Here is a 16,930-nt window from a genome sequence, read left to right on the forward strand (position 1 = left end):
GCTCATTACCACTTGCTGCTACTTGTTGCGCGAACCCGCGGAACCCGAACCCGACCCCGAACCGCCGCTTTGCTTGTTGCCACTGTCGCGGTTGCCCTCCTGGTTCATGCCGGCATTGTCGCGCGTGCCGCTGGCGCTGGAGGCGCTTTGCCGGCTGGCATCGTTCTTGTGGCTTTGGCTGCCTGCGCGGCGCGCCTCTTCCGACGTGAATTCATGCGCCGTGCCCTTTTCATGCGCGGCACGTCCCCCTTCGCTGGCGATTTCGCGCTGCTGGGCGGGGTCCATGGAAGCGAAACCCCGTTTGCTGGTATCGCTTTGCTTGCTGCCGCTGCCGCCGCCGCTACTGCTGCTACTGGTTTTACTACCTTGCTGTTTATTGTCGCTCGATGTGGCCATGATGATCTCCTTGATCGATGGAATCAGAAACAGTGCAAACCATGCAATTCTTTCCCCTCGCATGGCAAGGGAACCGTCATCTTAGTGCGCGCATGGGGTGCAAGAAATAGGAGGATGCCAAGAGCGCATGTAGGATGAGTCCCGCCCGTGGTGGCGCAGTTACTTTCAGTTTTCCACCAAAAGTACCAGACACTCAGCAGTTAGCGAGGCAGCGCACGCGGCCAGCCGCCAGGGCGGCCGGAGAACGGCGGCATCGGAACTTGCCGCGCATCGCCTCCGACACGCGGCCGCGGGACGCCAGCGGCGGGGAGTTCAGGAAGCGAAGAGGATGGCCCAGAACAGCATCAGCAAGCCGGCAATCGATACGCACCACACGAGCGTGCGCACGACGGGCACGCCAAACGCATACAGGGGCAAGTACAGCACGCGCGCGGCCAAGTACAGGGCGGCGCCATACAGGGTCAGCGCGCTTTCCTGCGCCGTCACGTGGGCGATCAGCACGGCGGCGGCGAACAGGGGCAGGGTTTCGAACAGGTTCGCCTGGGCCCGCTGCAAGCGGCCCGTGATCTTGCCTACGGGCGGGCCTTCGCCGTCGCGCGCGCTCACGTTATACGCCGTGCCCGTCTCGCGCGTGCGAAACAGCGCGGGCAGCAGAATTTGCACCAGCGCCAGCACGAGGGTACAGGCCAGCATCGTCAGTTCAGGAGTCATGCCTTACCTCTGCAGGGTGGGACAGGCTGGCCGTGCCGGCGCATGCCCGTCAGGGTTGGTCGAGTGCCGCTTGCAACTCCATCAAATCATAGGGCTTGCGCAAGACGCTGGCGGAAAAGCCCAGCTCATCCATCGATTCCTTGCCATAGCCGGTGGAAAAGATGATGCGCATGTCCGGTTTATCGCGCAGCACCATGCGTGCCAGTGCGATGCCGGACATGCCGGGCAGGCTGACATCCGTAAACAGGATATCGAAGTCTTGCTCGTTGAGCAACTCCCACGCCGCCTCGCCATCGGACACGCCGCTGACCGTGTGGCCCAGCATGCCCACCAGCTCGCACACCATCAGCTGGGAATCGAGATTGTCTTCCACCACGAGTATCTTCATCGAAGTCGGCATGTCCCCCTGCGGCACCAACGCATGGCCCGTCAAGTCCAGCCCCGGCGTGCCGCCTCCCAGCACGCTGGCCGCCGTGCTGCCGCTTGCCAGCGTGCCGGCCACGGGTGCGCCGGACCGTTCGAACTGGCGCGCGCGCATTTGCTGCTGGCGGTTGGCCAGCACATGGCGCAGCTTGCGCGCCAGCTCTTCGCGCCGGTATGGCTTGCTGAGCAATTCCACCCCCGCATCGAGCCGGCCTTCGTGCACGATGACATCCTGCGCATAGCCCGAGGTAAACAAGACGGCGATATCGGGCTGCAGCTCGCGCGCCTGGCGCGCCATCTCCGTGCTGCTGACGGGACCGGGCATGATCACGTCCGTAAACAGCACGTCGATTTGCGCACCGCTGTGCAGCACGGCCAGCGCGCTTTCGCCATCCTCGGCCTTGAGCACCTTGTAACCGAGCGCGCCCAGCATGTCGACCACGGTGGTGCGCACGCCCACGTCGTCTTCCACCACCAGCACCGTTTCCGTGCCGCCCGTGACGACGCCGCTCAATTCCAGTTCCTCGTCCGCTTCGGCCATCAGGGATCGGGGCAAATAGATTTTGACTCCCGTGCCCACGCCAGGTTCACTGTAGATGCGGATATGGCCGCGGCTTTGCGTGACGAAGCCGTACGCCATCGACAGGCCCAGGCCCGTGCCCGCGCCTTCCGGCTTGGTCGTGAAGAACGGTTCGAAGGCGCGCTGCAGCACGGGCCCGCTCATGCCGCGGCCCGTATCGGTCACCGACAGCATCACGTACTGGCCCGCCGGCACGTCGACCAGGTTGTGCACATACTGTTCGTCGAGCACGACGTTGCCCAGTTCGATGGTCAGCTTGCCCACGCCATCCATGGCGTCGCGCGCATTGATGGCCAGGTTGAGGATGACGTTCTCGATCTGGCTGCGGTCGACCAGGGTATTCCACAGTCCGCCGCCGCCCACCAGCACGATGTCGATCGCTTCGCCCAGGGCGCGCCGCAGCAGCGCATCCATGTTGCGCACCACGCGCGTCAAGTCGGCCACCACCGGTTGCAAGGGCTGGCGCCGCGCAAACGCCAGCAGGTGCGACGACAGCTTGGCACCCCGCTCGACGGCGGCGATCGCCGTGTCCAGGCGCTGGCGCATGAGGCCATCCGTGCCCGCCAGGTGCTGCAGCAAATGCAAATTGCCGGAAATGATTTGCAGCACATTGTTAAAGTCGTGCGCGATGCCGCCCGTCAACTGGCCCACGGCTTCCATCTTTTGCGCCTGGCGCAAGGCGTCTTCAGCCTTGGTGCGCTCATTCACTTCCTGTTCGACCCGGTGTTCCAGCGTTTCGTTCAATTCATGCAGCGCCTTTTCCACGCGGCGCCGGTCCGTGATGTCCGTCTTGACGGCGATCAAGGAACGCGTATGACCCTGCTCATCGACCAGGCGACTGACATTGCTCGACACCCACACTTGCGAGCCATCGGGCTTCAGGTAGCGCTTTTCCAGCGAGAACGATTCGCCCGTTTCCACCAGGCGCTGGAACAGCACGCCGTTGCCAGGCACGTCCGCCGGATGCATGATGTCGTTCATATTTAGGCTCAGCAGTTCTTCGGCGGAACGGCCCAGCATGCGGCACAGGGCGCCGTTGACACGCTGGAAACGGCCATCGAGGCCCAGCTCGGACAAGCCCACGGAAGCCTGGCCGAAAATGGCCGCCATGCGCTCCTGGCTGGCGTTGAGTTCATCCTCGATCTGGCGCCGCTCCGTCACGTCGAACGACACGCCCACGTAGCGGCGCTGGCCCGGCACGCGGCCGGCCACCACCTCGCCCTGGCGCGCGATCCAACGCAGCGCGCCATCGGCGGGACGGCGGATGCGGTATTCCACGTATTCGAGGGGATTGGGCGCCAGATCCAGCTTGCTCGGTCCGACCTTTTGCTGGTCGCGCGCATCGACCAGGCTCACCAGCAGCCGTTCCGTCACTTCCGTCTCGTCGGCAATGCCCCACAGGCGGCGGAAGGTGGGCGACACCAGCATCGCGCCCGTCTCGGGGAACCATTCGAAGGTGCCGATGCCGCCCGCCTGCTGGGCCAGGCGCAGCCGCTCCTCGCCTTCCATGCGCTCGGTGACGTCGATGCCTTCGACGAGGATGCCCGTGACCGCGCCCTCGTCATCCTTGATGGGCTGGTAGACGAAATCGATGTGGCGCTGGCCCGTCTGCCCGTCCGCCGTCTGCAAATCCACTTTGACCTGGCGCCCCTCGTAAGGTTCGCCCGTGCGATAGACCTGGTCGAGCAGCGCGATGAAACCTTGCGCCTTGACTTCGGGCAAGGCCACTTCGACTGTCTTGCCCAGCAGCTCAAGTTCGGGGCGTCCCACCAGGCGCAGATAATGTTCATTCGCCAATTCGAACACGTGCTGCGGCCCGCGCAGCATGGCCATGAAACTGGGCGCCTGCTGGAACAGGGCGCGCAGCAGCGCGCGTTCCTCGCCCAGGCGGCGGTTGGCCGCGCGCACGGCCTCGCTCTCGGCTTGCAAGGTGGTGTTGAGCTCGCCCAGTTCGGCCGTGGCCAGCTTCAGCTGGCGCCCCTCCTCCATGCGCGCCGTCAATTCCAGCGCCGTGCACAGCACGCCATCGACCTGGCCGCCTGCGCCATGCACGGGCGTGTAAAACAGGTCGAAACAGACATCCGCGTGCTGTCCGCCGCGCAACAGCGGCAGGCAGCACTCGCGGTGCACCTGCGTCTCGCCGCGCAATCCCGCATCGAGGATGCGCGCGTTCCAGTCCCAGATTTCGGGCCAGACGGCCGGCACCGTGCCGCCCAGCGCCGCAGGATGGCGCGCCCCGGCGATCTGGATGTAGTCGTCGTTGTAAATCATCACATGCTGCGGGCCCCACATCAGCACCATCGCCATCGGCGAATTGAGCACGATGTCGACGCTGGTACGCAAATTGGCGGGCCAGCCATCGAGGTCGCCCAGGCCGGTGGCGGACCAGTCGCGCTGGCGCACCAGCTCGCCCATGCTGCCGCCGCCGCGCGGCCAGGCTGGCGCGCTCATGTGGCCAATCCCGCTTGCACGCGCACCTGGCACTGGCGCGGAATGCGCACCGTCGCCAGCGTGCCCTGCGCGTCCGTCGAACTGAGCTCGACCGTGCCGCCATGGGCCTTGACGAACATGTTCACCGTGTACAGGCCCAGCCCCAGGCCCTGCCCCGTCCTGCGCTTTTCGCCCGCCTGCTGGAACGGCTCGAACAGGGTCGGCAGCAAGGCGGCGGGAATGACGCCGCGATTGGCGATGCGCAATTCAATGCTGTCGGCGTCGCGTCCGTCGAGGGCCAGCTGCACCGGCGCGCCCGCCTCGCCATGCGTGAGGGCGTTGCATAGCAGATTCGAGATGACTTGCGACAGCAAGCCCGCGTCGCATTGCCCGTGCAGCTCGCCAACACTGCTGAGCTCGACAAGGGGCGCCTGGCCGGCCGTCTCGAATTCCTCGACGATGGCGCGCGCCAGCGCCAGGTAATCGTGCGTGCTGCTGCGCAACTCCATCGTGCCGGAACGGATGCGCGCCAGGTCCAGCAACTGGTCGACCATGCGCGCCATGCGCTTGGCGCTACTTTCGATGCGCTGCGCCGTGACGATCACCTTCGGGTGGTCGCTCATCATCGGCAACAGCATGGCGCCGTTCATCACCACCGACAGGGGCGTGCGCAAGTCGTGGCCCAGCACGGCCGTGAACAATTCATTCAGGTGCAAGGCATGCTTGAGCTCGTCGAGCTGGGCCGACAACTCGCGTTTCTGCTGGTACAGCTGGACCAGCACGGCCACCTTGCTTTGCAAGGCTTTCACGTCGATGGGCTTGTACAAGAAATCGACGGCGCCCGCCTCGTAGCCACGGAAACTGTAGCTCGGTTCGCGCGACGCGGCCGTGAGAAAAATCAAGGGAATGCTGCGCGTGCGTTCGCTGCCGCGTATCAGCTCGGCCAGCTCGAAACCATCCATCTGCGGCATCTGCACGTCGATCAGGGCCAGCGCCACGTCATGCGTCAACAGCAATTCCAGCGCCTCGGCGCCCGAGCCGGCCTTCAGGATGACAATACCGGGCCGCGCCAGCACGGCTTCGGCGGCGACCAGGTTTTGCGCGATGTCGTCAACGACGAGGATATGGATAGGGGCGGTCACGGAATCATCTTCAGGCATCGCAACGGCAAGATGCCATCGTGTTTCGATATGGACATAAACATTGTTTCAATTCTCACATATATTACACGCACTACACCATTCCCATTCACTTGTGTTCACCATCGCCGAGCAAGGCCAGGCTGGCAGCCATCTGCGGCAAATCGAGCACGCGGTCGGCGCCGGCCCGCTTGAGCGCGGCGGCCGGCATGATGCCACAACTGGCCAGCTGCGGGTCTTGCACCCAGGCACTACCACCCAGCTGCCGCACGCGCGCCAGGCCCGCCGCGCCGTCGGCCGAGGCGCCCGTCAGGATGATGGCCAGCATGGCGCGCCGGTAAGCGTACGCGGCTGTTTCCAGCAAGACATCGATGGACGGACGCGAAAAATACACGGGCGCTTCCTGCGACAGGGAAAAGCTGCCATCGGGTTCTACTTGCAAATGGTAATCGGGCGGCGCGAAATACACGGTGCCGCCCTGCAAGGGTTCCTTGTCCTGCGCTTCGCGCAAGGGCAGCTGGCAACGTTCCGCATACAGCTGCGGCAACTGGCTCGAACGGCCCGGCGCCAGGTGCAGCACCACCACCACGGCCGCGCGGCAGGTGGCGGGCAAGGCGCGCAGCACGATGCCCAGCGCTTCCACGCCGCCGGCCGAGGCGCCGATGGCGATCAGGCGCAGGCCGGCGGGCGGTGGCGCGACGTCGCAGGTCGGCAACATGTCAGGCACGCTGGAAGATGCGTTCAGCCGGGCTCAGCTCGTTGAAGCTGGCCGCATGGCGGCTGAAATGCAGGCTTTCCTTCATGCCCAGGCCCAGGAAGCCCCGGTTCACCAGCGCTTCGTGGAACAGGCCCAGGCTGCGGTCTTGCAAGTCTTTATTGAAGTAAATCATGACGTTACGGCAGGAAACCATGTGCACCTCCGAAAACACGCTGTCCGTCGCCAGGCTGTGGTCGGCGAAGACAAACTGGCGCCGCAAGCGCCGCTCAAAGATGGCGCCCTTGTAGGCGGCCGTGTAATAGTCGGACAGCGAGCGCTTGCCGCCCGCCAACTGGTAATTCTCGCTGAACTGGGCGATGCGCTCGATCGGGTAGATGCCCGCTTCGGCGGCGGCCAGCGCTTCCACATTGATGTCGGTCGCGTAAATCATGCTACGTTCAAGCAAGCCTTCCTCTTCCAGCAAGATGGCCAGCGACCACACCTCTTCGCCGCTGCTGCAGCCGGCCACCCAAATCTTGATGGAGGGATAGGTATGCAGGATGGGCACGACTTTTTCGCGCAAGGCGCGGAAATACGCAGGGTCGCGGAACATCTCGCTCACTTGCACCGTGAAAAACTGCAGCATCTGCGCGAACATGGCCGGCTCGTGCAAGATGCGGTCCTGCAATTGCGACAGGCTGGCGCAGCCGAAGCGCTCCATGGCCTGACGCATGCGCCGGCGCAGCGACGCCACCGAATAATCGCGGAAATCGTGCTGATATCTCAACAAAATTCCCTCAAGCAACAATTTCAGTTCTATATCGAAAATATCGTCATCTAACAACATCCACCTCATCGGATACCTGACCGTTGAACACAGTGCAACACACACCATGCAGTCACTGCCAAATGCTAGCAGATCGCCGGCGATTATCCCGCAAGGAAAGTGTCAGTTAGGTACGCTGGCGTACACTGCGCCATCTTTTTCAGGCATCCACGCCCTTCATGCCTTCCTCCGTGTAACGCGCCCCCGCCGCCATGCCCAAGGGAAAGGCGGCATTCATCGCCGCCAGTTCCGCGCCGTCCAGCCGCACGGCCAGCGCGCCCAGGTTGTCGTGCAAATACGCGATGCGCTTGGTGCCGGGGATGGGAATGATGTCGTCGCCTTGCGCCAGCAGCCAGGCCAGCGCCAGCTGGGCCGGCGTGCAGCCTTTGGCGCACGCGAGGTCCTTCACCTGCGCGACGATGGCCTGGTTGCGCGCCAGGTTGTCGGATGAAAAACGGGGATTGAACTGGCGGAAATCCCCCGCGTCGAGACTGGCCGCATCGGCGATGGCGCCCGTCAGGAAACCGCGCCCCAGCGGGCTGTAGGCAAAGAAGCTGGCGCCCACCTCGCGGCAGGCGGCCAGCACGCCCTGCTCCGGTTCGCGCGTCCACAGCGAGTATTCGCTCTGCACGGCCGCCACGGGGCAAACCGCCACCGCGCGCCGCAAGGTGGCGGCGCTCACTTCGCACAGGCCCACGGCGCGGATCTTGCCCTCTTGCCGCAACTGCGCCAGCGCGCCCATCGATTCCTCCAGCGGCGTCTCCAGGTTCAGGCGGTGCAGGTAGAACAGGTCGATGGCGTCCACGCCCAAGCGCGCCAGCGACGCTTCGCACGCCTGGCGGATGTAGGCGGGGGAATTGTCGACGCGGCGCGCATAGCTGCCCGCCTCGCGCGCCAGGCCGCACTTGGTGGCGACCAGGGCCTGGCCGCGATGGTTGCCCAGAAATCGTCCCAGCAATTGCTCGTTGTGGCCAAAGCCGTAGGCGTCGGCCGTGTCGAACAGGGTCACGCCCGCCGCCAAGGCCGCTTCCAGGGTGGCCAGCGATTGCGCCTCGTCCGTGGCGCCATAAAATTCCGACATGCCCATGCAGCCCAGGCCCAGTGCCGAGCTGGTCAAGCCGCTATTGCCGATGCGTCGTTGTTGCATGCTGCTCTCCTCACGTGTTGACTCGATGCAGCCAGTCTAGGCCGTGCCGGCCGGCGGGGGAATGCGCGATTTCGTGATACCTTTCTGGTATGAGAGCCCTCGATACCCATGCCTTGACCCTGTTTTGCGCCGTCGCCCGCTGCCTGAACTTCCGCCAGGCGGCGGAGCAATTGCATATGACCCAGCCGCCCCTGTCGCGCGCCATCAAGGCGCTGGAAGAGCGGCTGGGCGCGCGATTGTTCGAGCGCGACACGCAGGGCGTGGCCTTGACTCAGGCAGGGCATACCTTGCTGCCGCAGGCGCTGCACATCCTCGATTTACTTGATATTGCGCAAACGTCGCTGCGGCAAGACAGCGCGCCCGCGCGCCTGCGCCTGGGCTTGACCAGTTCCGTGGCGGCCGGCCTGTTCCGGCCCTGGCTGGCGGCGCTGGAAGGGCAACTGGGCAGTATCCGCCTGGAACTGACGTCCGCGCCCTCGCCGCGCCTGGTGGCCGGCGCGCGCAAGGGCCAGCTCGATGCGGCCTTGCTGGCCTTGCCCAGCGCCACCTTCGAGCTGGCCGTGCAGCCGCTGGTGCACCAGCCCATGATGCTGGCCCTGCCCGCCGGGCACCGGCTGGCGAAAAAGCGCAAGCTCAGCCTGTTGGATATCGCCCAGGAATCCGTCTACTGGTTCGAACGGGCGCGCCAGCCCGCCTTCTTCGACCATTGCCAGCAGGTATTTCGCCGGCATGGTTTCGCGCCCGTCTTCCTGCGCGAAGCGCCCGACCACCATGTGCTGCTCGGCGACGTGGCGGCCGGCAAGGGCATGGCGCTGCTGGCCGACTCGTTCCGCGCGCTGCGCCTGGCTGGCGTGGTCTACCGGCCATTGGTGGAAGGTGAGGAATTGGCGGCCGGCATCGGCCTGGCCTGGCGGGCAGACCACGGCCATGCGGCCCTGCCCCTGCTGCGCCGGCTGGCGCAAGAACATTTGAAAAAGTGAAGGCCGCGCACGGATGCGCCAGACGCGCTACCATGGCGCCTTCCCCATTTTTCAGCGCCACCACGACCATGACGTTTACCATCAGCGACGCCGCCTACGGCACCGATACCCCCGCAGCCAAGCACGCCATGTATGCGGACCTGCGCTCGCAGCTGCAAGGCTTGCTGGCCGGCGAGAGCGATTTCATCGCCAATACGGCCAACTTCAGTTCGCTGGTCTTCAACACGATGCCGGGCCTCAACTGGGCCGGCTTTTACTTCCTGAAAGGCGAGGAACTGGTGCTGGGACCGTTCCAGGGCAAGCCAGCCTGCATCCGCATCAAGAAGGGACGCGGCGTGTGCGGCACCACCGTGGTCGAAGGCAAGTCGATCGTTGTGCAGGATGTGCACGCGTTTCCTGGCCACATCGCCTGCGACGTCAATTCCCGCTCGGAACTGGTGGTGCCCGTGTTTGCGCAGGGTCAAATCATCGGCGTGTTCGACCTCGACAGCCCCTTGCCCGGCCGCTTCGACGACGTCGACGCGCAAGGCGTCGAATCGCTGGTGCGCGTACTGGAAGCGGCTATCGTTGCCGAATAATCAGTTGCCCGCCTTGACGGCGATGAATTCGCCCTTGCCGACCGTCGCCAGGCATGCCGTGTAGCGGCTGTCGGCGCGGATGGCGTCGATAAAACCGGCCATGTCCGCGTAGTGCGAGCTGGCATTGTCGACCACCAGCACGCCGCCGGCCGCCAGCACGCGGTCCAGCTGCGGCCACCAGGACTGATATTGCTGGCGCGCGGAATCGAGGAAGATGAAATCGTAGGCACCGTCAGCCGCATCGCGCAGCACGTCGCCCGCGTCCGCCAGCAACTGGCCAATCACGCCTTGCAGTTGCGCGCGCACAAAGTTGGCATGCGCCATGTCGAACTTGTCCTGCGCCTTTTCCACCGTCACCACGCTGCCGCCCAGCGGCTGTACCGCGCGCGCCAGCCACAGGGTGGAATAGCCGTTCGAGGTGCCGATTTCCAGCACCCGCCGCGCACCGCGCGCGCGCACCAGCACGGCCAGCAATTCGCCCGTGTCGCGCGTGATATTGAGCATGCGGCTGGCACGCTCCGTATGCGCCGCGTCATTGGTGTTACCGAATGCTTCCAGTTCGCTTAATAAGGTATCGAGGGTATCGATGCTGTGCATGCCGCCTCCTTGTGCAAAACATCAGCATAGCAAAAATACTACGCTTGTGCGCGCTTCAATGGGCGTTTCAGGTACTGCACCATCACCACGCCCAGCAGGGTCACGCCGCCGCCGATCACATCGTAGCTGTGCAAGGTTTCACCGAGGAACAGCATGGCGATGATCACCGTGAACACGGGCAGCAGATTCATCAAAGTCGTGGCGCGGCTCGGGCCCAGCTTGGCCAGTCCATGCATCCACAAGAACGGCGCGACGATGGACGCGGGGATGCCGGCGAACAGCACCAGCGGCAAGCCGGCGCCGGTGACGGGCGGCGCCGACTGGCTCAGGTAATACACGAACAGCACGGGCACGGCGCACCACACCTGGATCAGCAGGGAGTGCCAGTTATTCAGGGGAATCTTCCAGCGCTTGAGCAGCACGCCATAGCCCGCATACGACAGGCACGCCAGCAGCATCAGGGCGTCGCCCACGGCCGCGCCATGGGCGATCAGGGCGGCCGGGTCGCCATGGCTGAGCAAGTAGCCGAGCCCCAGCAGCGACACGAAACCGCCAAACACGCCGCCCACGGTGGGTGCCTCTTTCAACAGCAAGACGGACAGGCCCACGGCCAGCAGCGGCATCAGCGATGCGAGGATGCCCATATTGGTGGCGGTCGTCGTTTGCGCCGCGATGTACGCGAGGCACTGGTACATGACCATGCCCAACATGCCCAGCACAAACAGTTTCCCAAGATATGGTTTCACCACGGCCCGCTGCTTCCACACTGGACGCGCGAACACCAGCGCCAGCAGCACGCCGGCCAGCAGCCAGCGGTAGAACGAGATGGCGGCCGGATCGATCACGCCCACGGCCATCTTGCTGACGATGGTATTGATGGCCCAGATCAGCACGGCGATCACGGGAAACAGATAATGCTTGGCTTTCATGCAGGAACTCCACTATTCAACGAGCACCATTTTCGCATGGTCCGATTCCATGGATATAATGCATATCGGACAAACGATGCAAAGAACAGGACAAAACAGGAGATCCGATGGCCAGCAACCAGCACTTTCCCGCCGTTTCCGACGCCCTGCCCTATCCCGTGTACTTTCGCCTCGACGATTACCACGCGCACCAGCAATTCGATTACCAGAGCCATCCGTGGGGCCAGCTCACGTATTGCTCCACGGGCGTGATGGAAATCATGGTGGCGGGCCAGCGTTACCTGTCGCCGCCCCAGTACGCCGTGTGGATACCGCCCGAAACCTTGCACGACGGCTATATCCGCCAGGATGTCGTGTTTCACTCCGCCTACATCGATGCCAGCCTGTGCGCGCAGTTGCCGGCGCAGCCGTGCGCGCTGGTATTGAGTCCCCTGCTCAAGGCGATCCTCGGCGACTTTGCCGAACGGGGCGTCACCACGCCCGCCACGGCCGCCGACCAGCGCCTGGCGCAAGTACTGGTTGATCAATTGCAGCTGGCGCCGTGCAGCCGCAACTATTTGCCCGGCAGCGACGAACCCGTCATCGCGGCGCTGCTGGCCGCCCTGCAGCTTGATCCCGGCAGTAACCGCTCACTGGCCGAGTGGGCCGCGCAATTGCACGTGACCGAGCGCACGCTGGCCCGGCGTTGCCAGCGCGAACTGGGCATGCCGTTCGGCGAATGGCGCCAGCGCCAGCGCTTCCTGGCCGCCCTGCCCCTGCTGGAACAGGGAGCAACCGTGCAAGCGATCGCGCTGGAACTGGGCTACAGCACGGCCTCGGCCTTCATCGCCATGTTCCGCCGTCAAGGCGGCGGCACGCCGGACCAGTTCCGCCGCGGCCTGCGCTGAAAAAGGGAGCCAGGGGTAGCCGCCTTGTCATATGGGGATGCTAAAATTCAAACATCTTTCCAGAGAGCAAAAGGACGCGCATGAACCCCAGCACTGACACGGCCACCGATACCCAAGGCAGCGAGGACATGCCCCAGGCATCAGCAACGGCCGTGACGGCGCCAGCGCCCATCAAGCTCGACAAGGAAGACGTGCCCACCGTGCTGGGCAAGCTGCGCACCCTGGTGCAGGACAAGACGCGCTTCGAGCCGCACGACATCACGCCGCTGGGCGAGGAAGACGTGCTGCAGGATTTTTCCCTGCAAGCCAATTACGCGCTCGAGGCGCGCTTCGAGCAGCGCGTCATCAACGGCTATTTCGCGCCGGCGGGCAATGACTGCCGCTGTGGCTCACACGAAGTGGGAGCACTCGCTCACGCGCAGGAAAAGGAGCGGCTGCGCCGCGCGGCGGGCAAGCTCGACAATGCCTTGCGCCAGGCGGGCCAGGCCTACAACGGCGTCGAGGCGGGCGTCTACCTGCCGCACGCCGTCAAGTACTGGCACCTCGATACCTGCAACAACTGTTCCGGCAAAGGCCGCATCGGCTGCCACACCTGTTATGGCGCGACGACGGAAACGTGCTGGAATTGCCACGGCGGGCGCACCGTCAGCTGCGACGCGTATGGCTGCTACGGCAGCGGCAAGGTGTCGTGCTCGTATTGCAGCGGCAGCGGCACGGTGTCCGAGCAAGTCACCGATTACGTCACGGTGCAAGTGCCCACTACCACCTACAGCAACGGCAGCTCGCACACCAGCTACCACAGCGAAACGCGCACGCAATACCGCACGGAATATCGCTCTTGCTACCATTGCAGCTTCGGCAAGGTCAGCTGCAACACGTGCCACGGTTCCGGCAACATCAATTGCGGCACCTGCCGCGCCAGCGGCAAGGTCACGTGCCGCACGTGCAGCGGCGTGGGCGACTTGCGCTGCAACCCCTGCGACGGTTCCGGCAAGGTGGGCAAGGCGGCCTGGGTCGACGTGCACGTGGCGCCCGGCTACAGCGTCAGCCTGCCCAAGCAGGCGCCGGACGACGCGCGCCGCATCCGCGACAAGGAAAGCGTGCACTCACTGGCAGCCATCGCCAGCAGCCTGGCCCTGGCGAAAGTGAGCATTTACAATGAAGACCAGCCGCAGGAAGTCGACGCCCTGTATGGCGGCAAGCTGCGCATCGTGCGCCTGGACGCATCGTGCAACGCGGAAAAACATCACCTGGTGGCGTACGGCGCGGACTTGCGCTGGCTGACGCTCGACGACATCGTGGAAAAACTGCTGCGCGGCGACCTCAAGGCGCTCAGCGATGCGCTGGCCGGCAGCGCCGACGACGGCCTGTTCTCAGCCCACGTGCAGGGTTTGCTCACGCCGCTGCGCGACGTGGCCGCCTCGGAACTGAATGCGGACGTGATCGAGTCCGTCCTCAGCGGCGACGCGGACCACGCGCACGTCGATGTCGTCTCCGCCGACTATGCGCAGAACGTGCGCACCTGCGTGCTGGGCGCCCTGCGCCAGGTCTACACGCGGCTGGCCAAGCAATTCTGGTGGAAAAGCGCGCTGGCCGCGCTGGCCGCCGCCATCGCCGCCTGGTTCTTCGCCGGCCGCGGTGCCGCCGCCGTGGCCGGACTGCTCGTCACGGGCGCCGGTTACTGGCTGTTCAACCGCAAGGTCAAGACGGTACTCAGCGAGGCGCTGGGCGGCGAACGGCAGGCCGAACGGGCCATGGGCATTGCCGGCAAGGGCCGCCGCAACCAGCTGGCGCAAGTGCTGATCCTCGCCCCCGCCAGCCTGGCCGTGCTGGCCGCCAGCTATGGCTTGCCCGTGCGCGTGCGCCCGGTTTCCGCGCCGCCGCAAACGGCCATGGCGTCGGCGCCCGTCGCGCCCCATGCGCCGGCCGCCGTGCCGCAGGATGCGAGCAGCGCCAAGGCCGTCAAGCTGTATGAAAATGGCGACAAGGCGCAGGCGCTGGCCATGCTGGAAAGCCTGGTCGGCAAGGGCGACGCGGGCGCGTATGGCCTGTATGGCTGGATGCTGCTGATGGGCGAAGGCAAGCCCGGCCCAATCACCGCGCCAACGGCGCAGCAGCGCGAAGCGCGCCAGGTGGCCGCCAAGCCCCTGATCGGCAAGGGCCTGGTGAAGAACGACAGCTATGCGCTGACGGCGAAGGGCGTGATGCTGGCCGAAGGCTGGCAGGAGCCGCGCAACATGGCGCGCGGCCTGGACCTGCTGAAACAGGCCGCGAACAAGGGCAACGCGCAAGCCATGCACTTATTGGGCCTGTACCACGTGCGCGGCTACCAGATTCCCGTCAACCACAAGGAAGCGCGCAAATGGTTCACCCTGGCCGCCGACAAGGGCAGCGCGGGCGACATCTACAACCTGGGCCTGATGGACTGGGAAGGCGCGGGCCTGAAACGCCCGGACCGCGCCAGCGCCATGCAGCGCTGGAAGATCGCCGCCGCCATGGGCGAGGAGCGCGCGATCAAGGCGGTAGCCCAGGGACAGCCTTAAGCGGCGGTCGCCGCCAGCGCCTGCAGGGCCATCGGGTTCGGCGTCGGCTCGCCGACCTTGGTCAGCAGGTTGCGGTCCGTGTGGTGGAACGGTTCATCCTTGCCGCGGATCAACATGACCGTGTCCTCGTCGTAGCCCCACGTGCCATCGGCGTGGATATCGACCTTGATGCGGTATTCGACGGTGGTGAATGCGTGTTCGAGGAAGGGGTTCGAGCAGATGCCGTACGCCGTCGAATCGCGCTTGGCCACCAGTTCGAAACTGGTGGCGTCCGCCGTCGTCGTGCCGGACGCCATGGCGATCTGTCCGCGCGGGATGGCCAGGGTCTGGATCACGGCGCCCGTGGCCGGCTCCCACAGCCAGTAGCCAACCTGTTCATGATACGTTTTGACCTGGTCCGGCTTGGTGATGTGGATGTAGTAGCGCAAGCCGTAGAACAGTTGCGGGCCGTTGGTGACGGGGTCGATCGGCTGCAGCTCGATGCGCTCGACGAAGGCCTGCTTGCGCGGGCCATCCGCTTTCGGCTTGACGTCCAGGCCGCGCGTGCCCGTCCAGATGCCGGCCATGCCGGTCAGGGGACCGAGGTTGTTCAGGGTGTGCACGTCGGCGGACGGCTCGGTGTAGATATCTTCGGGAAAATCGCTCATGCGGAAGTCTTCAAAATGGGGCAACAGTGCTTGCCGCCATTGTAAGACGCGCGCCCGCCGGCGGCAAAGCGCCAGCCGTCAGGGAAACTGCGTAGTGTGGCGCTCGATGAACAGCAGGGCTGCGGCAGCCAGCGCCGGGCGCCTCGTTTCAAACACGTCTGCATCGCGCGCTTGCAGCAGGTTGGCGGCCACCTCGGGCAAGTCCAGTGCACCGCCGATGAACGCCGCCACCGCGTCGATATTCGCGTACAGGGCGCTGTCGAAGCCCTCCCAATCCACATAGGCCAGCCATTCGGCCAGCATCACCACGCCGGCGACGGGCGGCGTCAGGGCCGCGATGCGCTCCAGGCGCAGCACGCTGTCGCTGCGGATATCTTCATGCTGCAGCACGGCCAGCGCCACGTGCTGCAGCGCGTCTTCCGGATCGCGCCGGTACTTGTTCAGCAGGCGCTGCGTGAGCGTAAAACGTTCGATGTCGATGCCGCGCAGCGCGGCCGCCACGTCGTCGTCATGCAGCGCCAGGTGGCGCGCCGCGCAAGCGACATCCACGCCCGCTTTCGCGGCGACGATATCGGTGAGCTGCCGCCGGCGCGCGTCATCCATGCTTACACCAGCGGGTCGGTCGAGCCGGTCAGGGTGAAAATCTCGAAACCCGTTTCCGTCACGGCCAGCGAGTGCTCGAACTGCGCCGACAGCGAACGGTCTTTCGTCACCGTCGTCCATTTGTCGGGCAAGACCTTGACCTGGTAGCTGCCCACGTTGAGCATCGGTTCAATCGTGAAGATCATGCCCGGTTCAAGCACGATGCCCGTGCCGGCGCGGCCATAATGCAGCACTTGCGGCGTGTCGTGGAACACCTGGCCCACGCCATGGCCGCAGAAGTCGCGCACGGAGGAAAAACCCTGCGCCTTGGCCACCGCCTCGATGGCGGCGCCCACGTCGCCCAGGGTGGCGCCCGGACGCACGGTGTGGATGCCGGCCATCATGGCCTCATACGCCGTGTTGACGAGGCGGTTGGCCAGGATGGAGACGGCGCCCACCTTGAAGGTGCGGCTGGTGTCGCCGAACCAGCCCTGGAACTTCGGCGTCACGTCGATATTGAGGATGTCGCCCACTTTCAGGATCTTGGTCTCGGACGGGATGCCGTGCGTGACCACGTGATTGACGGAGATGCAGCTGGCGTGCTTGTAGCCGTGGTAATCGATGGTGCCGGGGATGGCGCCGGCGGCGCGCATGAATTCCTCGCACAGGGCGTCGAGCTTGGCCGTCGAGACGCCCGGTTTCACGAAGGGCGCGATGTAGTCGAGCGTGTCGGCGGCGATGCGGCCGGCCGCGCGCATGCCGATGAAGCCTTCTTCGTCGTGCAGGGGGATTTTCTTGCCGTGTTCAAGCTGGGTGGAATAGCGCATGGTTTTCTTCT

16 protein-coding genes are annotated in these 16,930 nt (G+C 65.0%); 4 read left to right on the plus strand and 12 right to left on the minus strand.

The genetic code is table 11. The annotated features are described in order from the left end of the window. Positions 1-18: 18 nt before the first annotated feature. From O3299_RS13565 to O3299_RS13595, 7 genes are all read right to left on the minus strand, one after another. Positions 19-396: a KGG domain-containing protein gene (locus O3299_RS13565; protein WP_305052839.1), complete on the minus strand. Its 378-nt coding sequence runs from the start codon at positions 394-396 to the stop codon at positions 19-21. 312 nt (positions 397-708) lie between these two features. Continuing rightward, positions 709-1,107 carry an MAPEG family protein gene (locus O3299_RS13570; protein ID WP_099666977.1) on the minus strand — a complete coding sequence of 133 codons (399 nt, stop codon included), beginning with the start codon at positions 1,105-1,107 and terminating at the stop codon, positions 709-711. 49 nt (positions 1,108-1,156) lie between these two features. Continuing rightward, positions 1,157-4,561 (minus strand): PAS domain S-box protein, encoded by a 3,405-nt coding sequence (locus tag O3299_RS13575; RefSeq protein ID WP_289916687.1) that lies wholly within the window; start codon positions 4,559-4,561, stop codon positions 1,157-1,159. Beyond that, on the minus strand, positions 4,558-5,682 hold the full coding sequence (locus tag O3299_RS13580) for a hybrid sensor histidine kinase/response regulator (RefSeq protein ID WP_099668411.1): 1,125 nt from the start codon (positions 5,680-5,682) through the stop codon (positions 4,558-4,560). The genes O3299_RS13575 and O3299_RS13580 overlap by 4 nt, the downstream gene beginning before the upstream one ends. A 106-nt stretch (positions 5,683-5,788) precedes the next feature. Continuing rightward, positions 5,789-6,397 (minus strand): chemotaxis protein CheB, encoded by a 609-nt coding sequence (locus tag O3299_RS13585; protein ID WP_099666975.1) that lies wholly within the window; start codon positions 6,395-6,397, stop codon positions 5,789-5,791. A gap of 1 nt (position 6,398) precedes the next feature. After that, complete coding sequence (locus tag O3299_RS13590) at positions 6,399-7,232, minus strand: protein-glutamate O-methyltransferase CheR (RefSeq protein WP_034783398.1); 834 nt, start codon at positions 7,230-7,232, stop codon at positions 6,399-6,401. Positions 7,233-7,362: 130 nt separating this feature from the next. After that, positions 7,363-8,349, minus strand: a complete 987-nt coding sequence (locus tag O3299_RS13595; protein WP_305062496.1) for an aldo/keto reductase — start codon at positions 8,347-8,349, stop codon at positions 7,363-7,365. Between the two features lie 89 nt (positions 8,350-8,438). Here O3299_RS13595 and O3299_RS13600 point away from each other — a divergent pair, with 89 nt between their 5' ends. Further along, a complete protein-coding gene (locus tag O3299_RS13600; RefSeq protein ID WP_305062497.1) occupies positions 8,439-9,329 on the plus strand; it encodes a LysR family transcriptional regulator in 891 nt (296 codons plus the stop codon). A 68-nt stretch (positions 9,330-9,397) separates the two neighbouring features. Next, a complete protein-coding gene (locus O3299_RS13605; RefSeq protein ID WP_370385301.1) occupies positions 9,398-9,907 on the plus strand; it encodes a GAF domain-containing protein in 510 nt (169 codons plus the stop codon). Here O3299_RS13605 and O3299_RS13610 read toward each other — a convergent pair whose 3' ends face one another. Continuing rightward, on the minus strand, positions 9,908-10,504 hold the full coding sequence (locus O3299_RS13610; protein WP_305062498.1) for an O-methyltransferase: 597 nt from the start codon (positions 10,502-10,504) through the stop codon (positions 9,908-9,910). Between the two features lie 38 nt (positions 10,505-10,542). Next, positions 10,543-11,433 (minus strand): DMT family transporter, encoded by an 891-nt coding sequence (locus tag O3299_RS13615; protein ID WP_305062499.1) that lies wholly within the window; start codon positions 11,431-11,433, stop codon positions 10,543-10,545. Positions 11,434-11,540: 107 nt separating this feature from the next. Between O3299_RS13615 and O3299_RS13620 the strand changes: the two genes are divergently transcribed. Next, on the plus strand, positions 11,541-12,320 hold the full coding sequence (locus O3299_RS13620) for a helix-turn-helix transcriptional regulator (protein ID WP_289898580.1): 780 nt from the start codon (positions 11,541-11,543) through the stop codon (positions 12,318-12,320). Positions 12,321-12,400: 80 nt separating this feature from the next. After that, positions 12,401-14,863 (plus strand): hypothetical protein, encoded by a 2,463-nt coding sequence (locus O3299_RS13625; RefSeq protein ID WP_305062500.1) that lies wholly within the window; start codon positions 12,401-12,403, stop codon positions 14,861-14,863. On the opposite strand, the gene O3299_RS13630 is transcribed toward O3299_RS13625, so the two are convergent. The 3 genes from O3299_RS13630 to map all read right to left on the minus strand — a co-directional run bounded on the left by O3299_RS13630 (position 14,860) and on the right by map (position 16,919). After that, positions 14,860-15,510 (minus strand): FABP family protein, encoded by a 651-nt coding sequence (locus O3299_RS13630; RefSeq protein WP_289904051.1) that lies wholly within the window; start codon positions 15,508-15,510, stop codon positions 14,860-14,862. The two genes, O3299_RS13625 and O3299_RS13630, sit on opposite strands and share 4 nt — an antisense overlap. A gap of 78 nt (positions 15,511-15,588) precedes the next feature. Then, entirely contained in the window at positions 15,589-16,113 is a 525-nt protein-coding gene (locus tag O3299_RS13635; RefSeq protein ID WP_289904050.1) for a hypothetical protein, read from the minus strand. Between the two features lie 2 nt (positions 16,114-16,115). Continuing rightward, positions 16,116-16,919 carry a type I methionyl aminopeptidase gene (gene map, locus O3299_RS13640; RefSeq protein ID WP_099666967.1) on the minus strand — a complete coding sequence of 268 codons (804 nt, stop codon included), beginning with the start codon at positions 16,917-16,919 and terminating at the stop codon, positions 16,116-16,118. Between the last annotated feature and the right edge of the window lie 11 nt (positions 16,920-16,930).

Origin of the sequence: Janthinobacterium sp. SUN176 (genome assembly GCF_030587335.1) — a bacterium.
Lineage (GTDB): Bacteria > Pseudomonadota > Gammaproteobacteria > Burkholderiales > Burkholderiaceae_D > Janthinobacterium > Janthinobacterium kumbetense.

Excerpts from the sequence above, each read along its gene's own strand:
- O3299_RS13565 (WP_305052839.1), bottom strand. The coding sequence starts at position 396 with ATGGCCACATCGAGCGACAATAAACAGCAAGGTAGTAAAACCAGTAGC.
- O3299_RS13570 (WP_099666977.1), bottom strand. The coding sequence starts at position 1,107 with ATGACTCCTGAACTGACGATGCTGGCCTGTACCCTCGTGCTGGCGCTG.
- O3299_RS13575 (WP_289916687.1), bottom strand. The coding sequence starts at position 4,561 with ATGAGCGCGCCAGCCTGGCCGCGCGGCGGCGGCAGCATGGGCGAGCTG.
- O3299_RS13585 (WP_099666975.1), bottom strand. The coding sequence starts at position 6,397 with ATGTTGCCGACCTGCGACGTCGCGCCACCGCCCGCCGGCCTGCGCCTG.
- O3299_RS13590 (WP_034783398.1), bottom strand. The coding sequence starts at position 7,232 with ATGAGGTGGATGTTGTTAGATGACGATATTTTCGATATAGAACTGAAA.
- O3299_RS13595 (WP_305062496.1), bottom strand. The coding sequence starts at position 8,349 with ATGCAACAACGACGCATCGGCAATAGCGGCTTGACCAGCTCGGCACTG.
- O3299_RS13600 (WP_305062497.1), top strand. The coding sequence starts at position 8,439 with ATGAGAGCCCTCGATACCCATGCCTTGACCCTGTTTTGCGCCGTCGCC.
- O3299_RS13605 (WP_370385301.1), top strand. The coding sequence starts at position 9,398 with ATGACGTTTACCATCAGCGACGCCGCCTACGGCACCGATACCCCCGCA.
- O3299_RS13610 (WP_305062498.1), bottom strand. The coding sequence starts at position 10,504 with ATGCACAGCATCGATACCCTCGATACCTTATTAAGCGAACTGGAAGCA.
- O3299_RS13615 (WP_305062499.1), bottom strand. The coding sequence starts at position 11,433 with ATGAAAGCCAAGCATTATCTGTTTCCCGTGATCGCCGTGCTGATCTGG.
- O3299_RS13620 (WP_289898580.1), top strand. The coding sequence starts at position 11,541 with ATGGCCAGCAACCAGCACTTTCCCGCCGTTTCCGACGCCCTGCCCTAT.
- O3299_RS13625 (WP_305062500.1), top strand. The coding sequence starts at position 12,401 with ATGAACCCCAGCACTGACACGGCCACCGATACCCAAGGCAGCGAGGAC.
- O3299_RS13630 (WP_289904051.1), bottom strand. The coding sequence starts at position 15,510 with ATGAGCGATTTTCCCGAAGATATCTACACCGAGCCGTCCGCCGACGTG.
- O3299_RS13635 (WP_289904050.1), bottom strand. The coding sequence starts at position 16,113 with ATGGATGACGCGCGCCGGCGGCAGCTCACCGATATCGTCGCCGCGAAA.
- map (WP_099666967.1), bottom strand. The coding sequence starts at position 16,919 with ATGCGCTATTCCACCCAGCTTGAACACGGCAAGAAAATCCCCCTGCAC.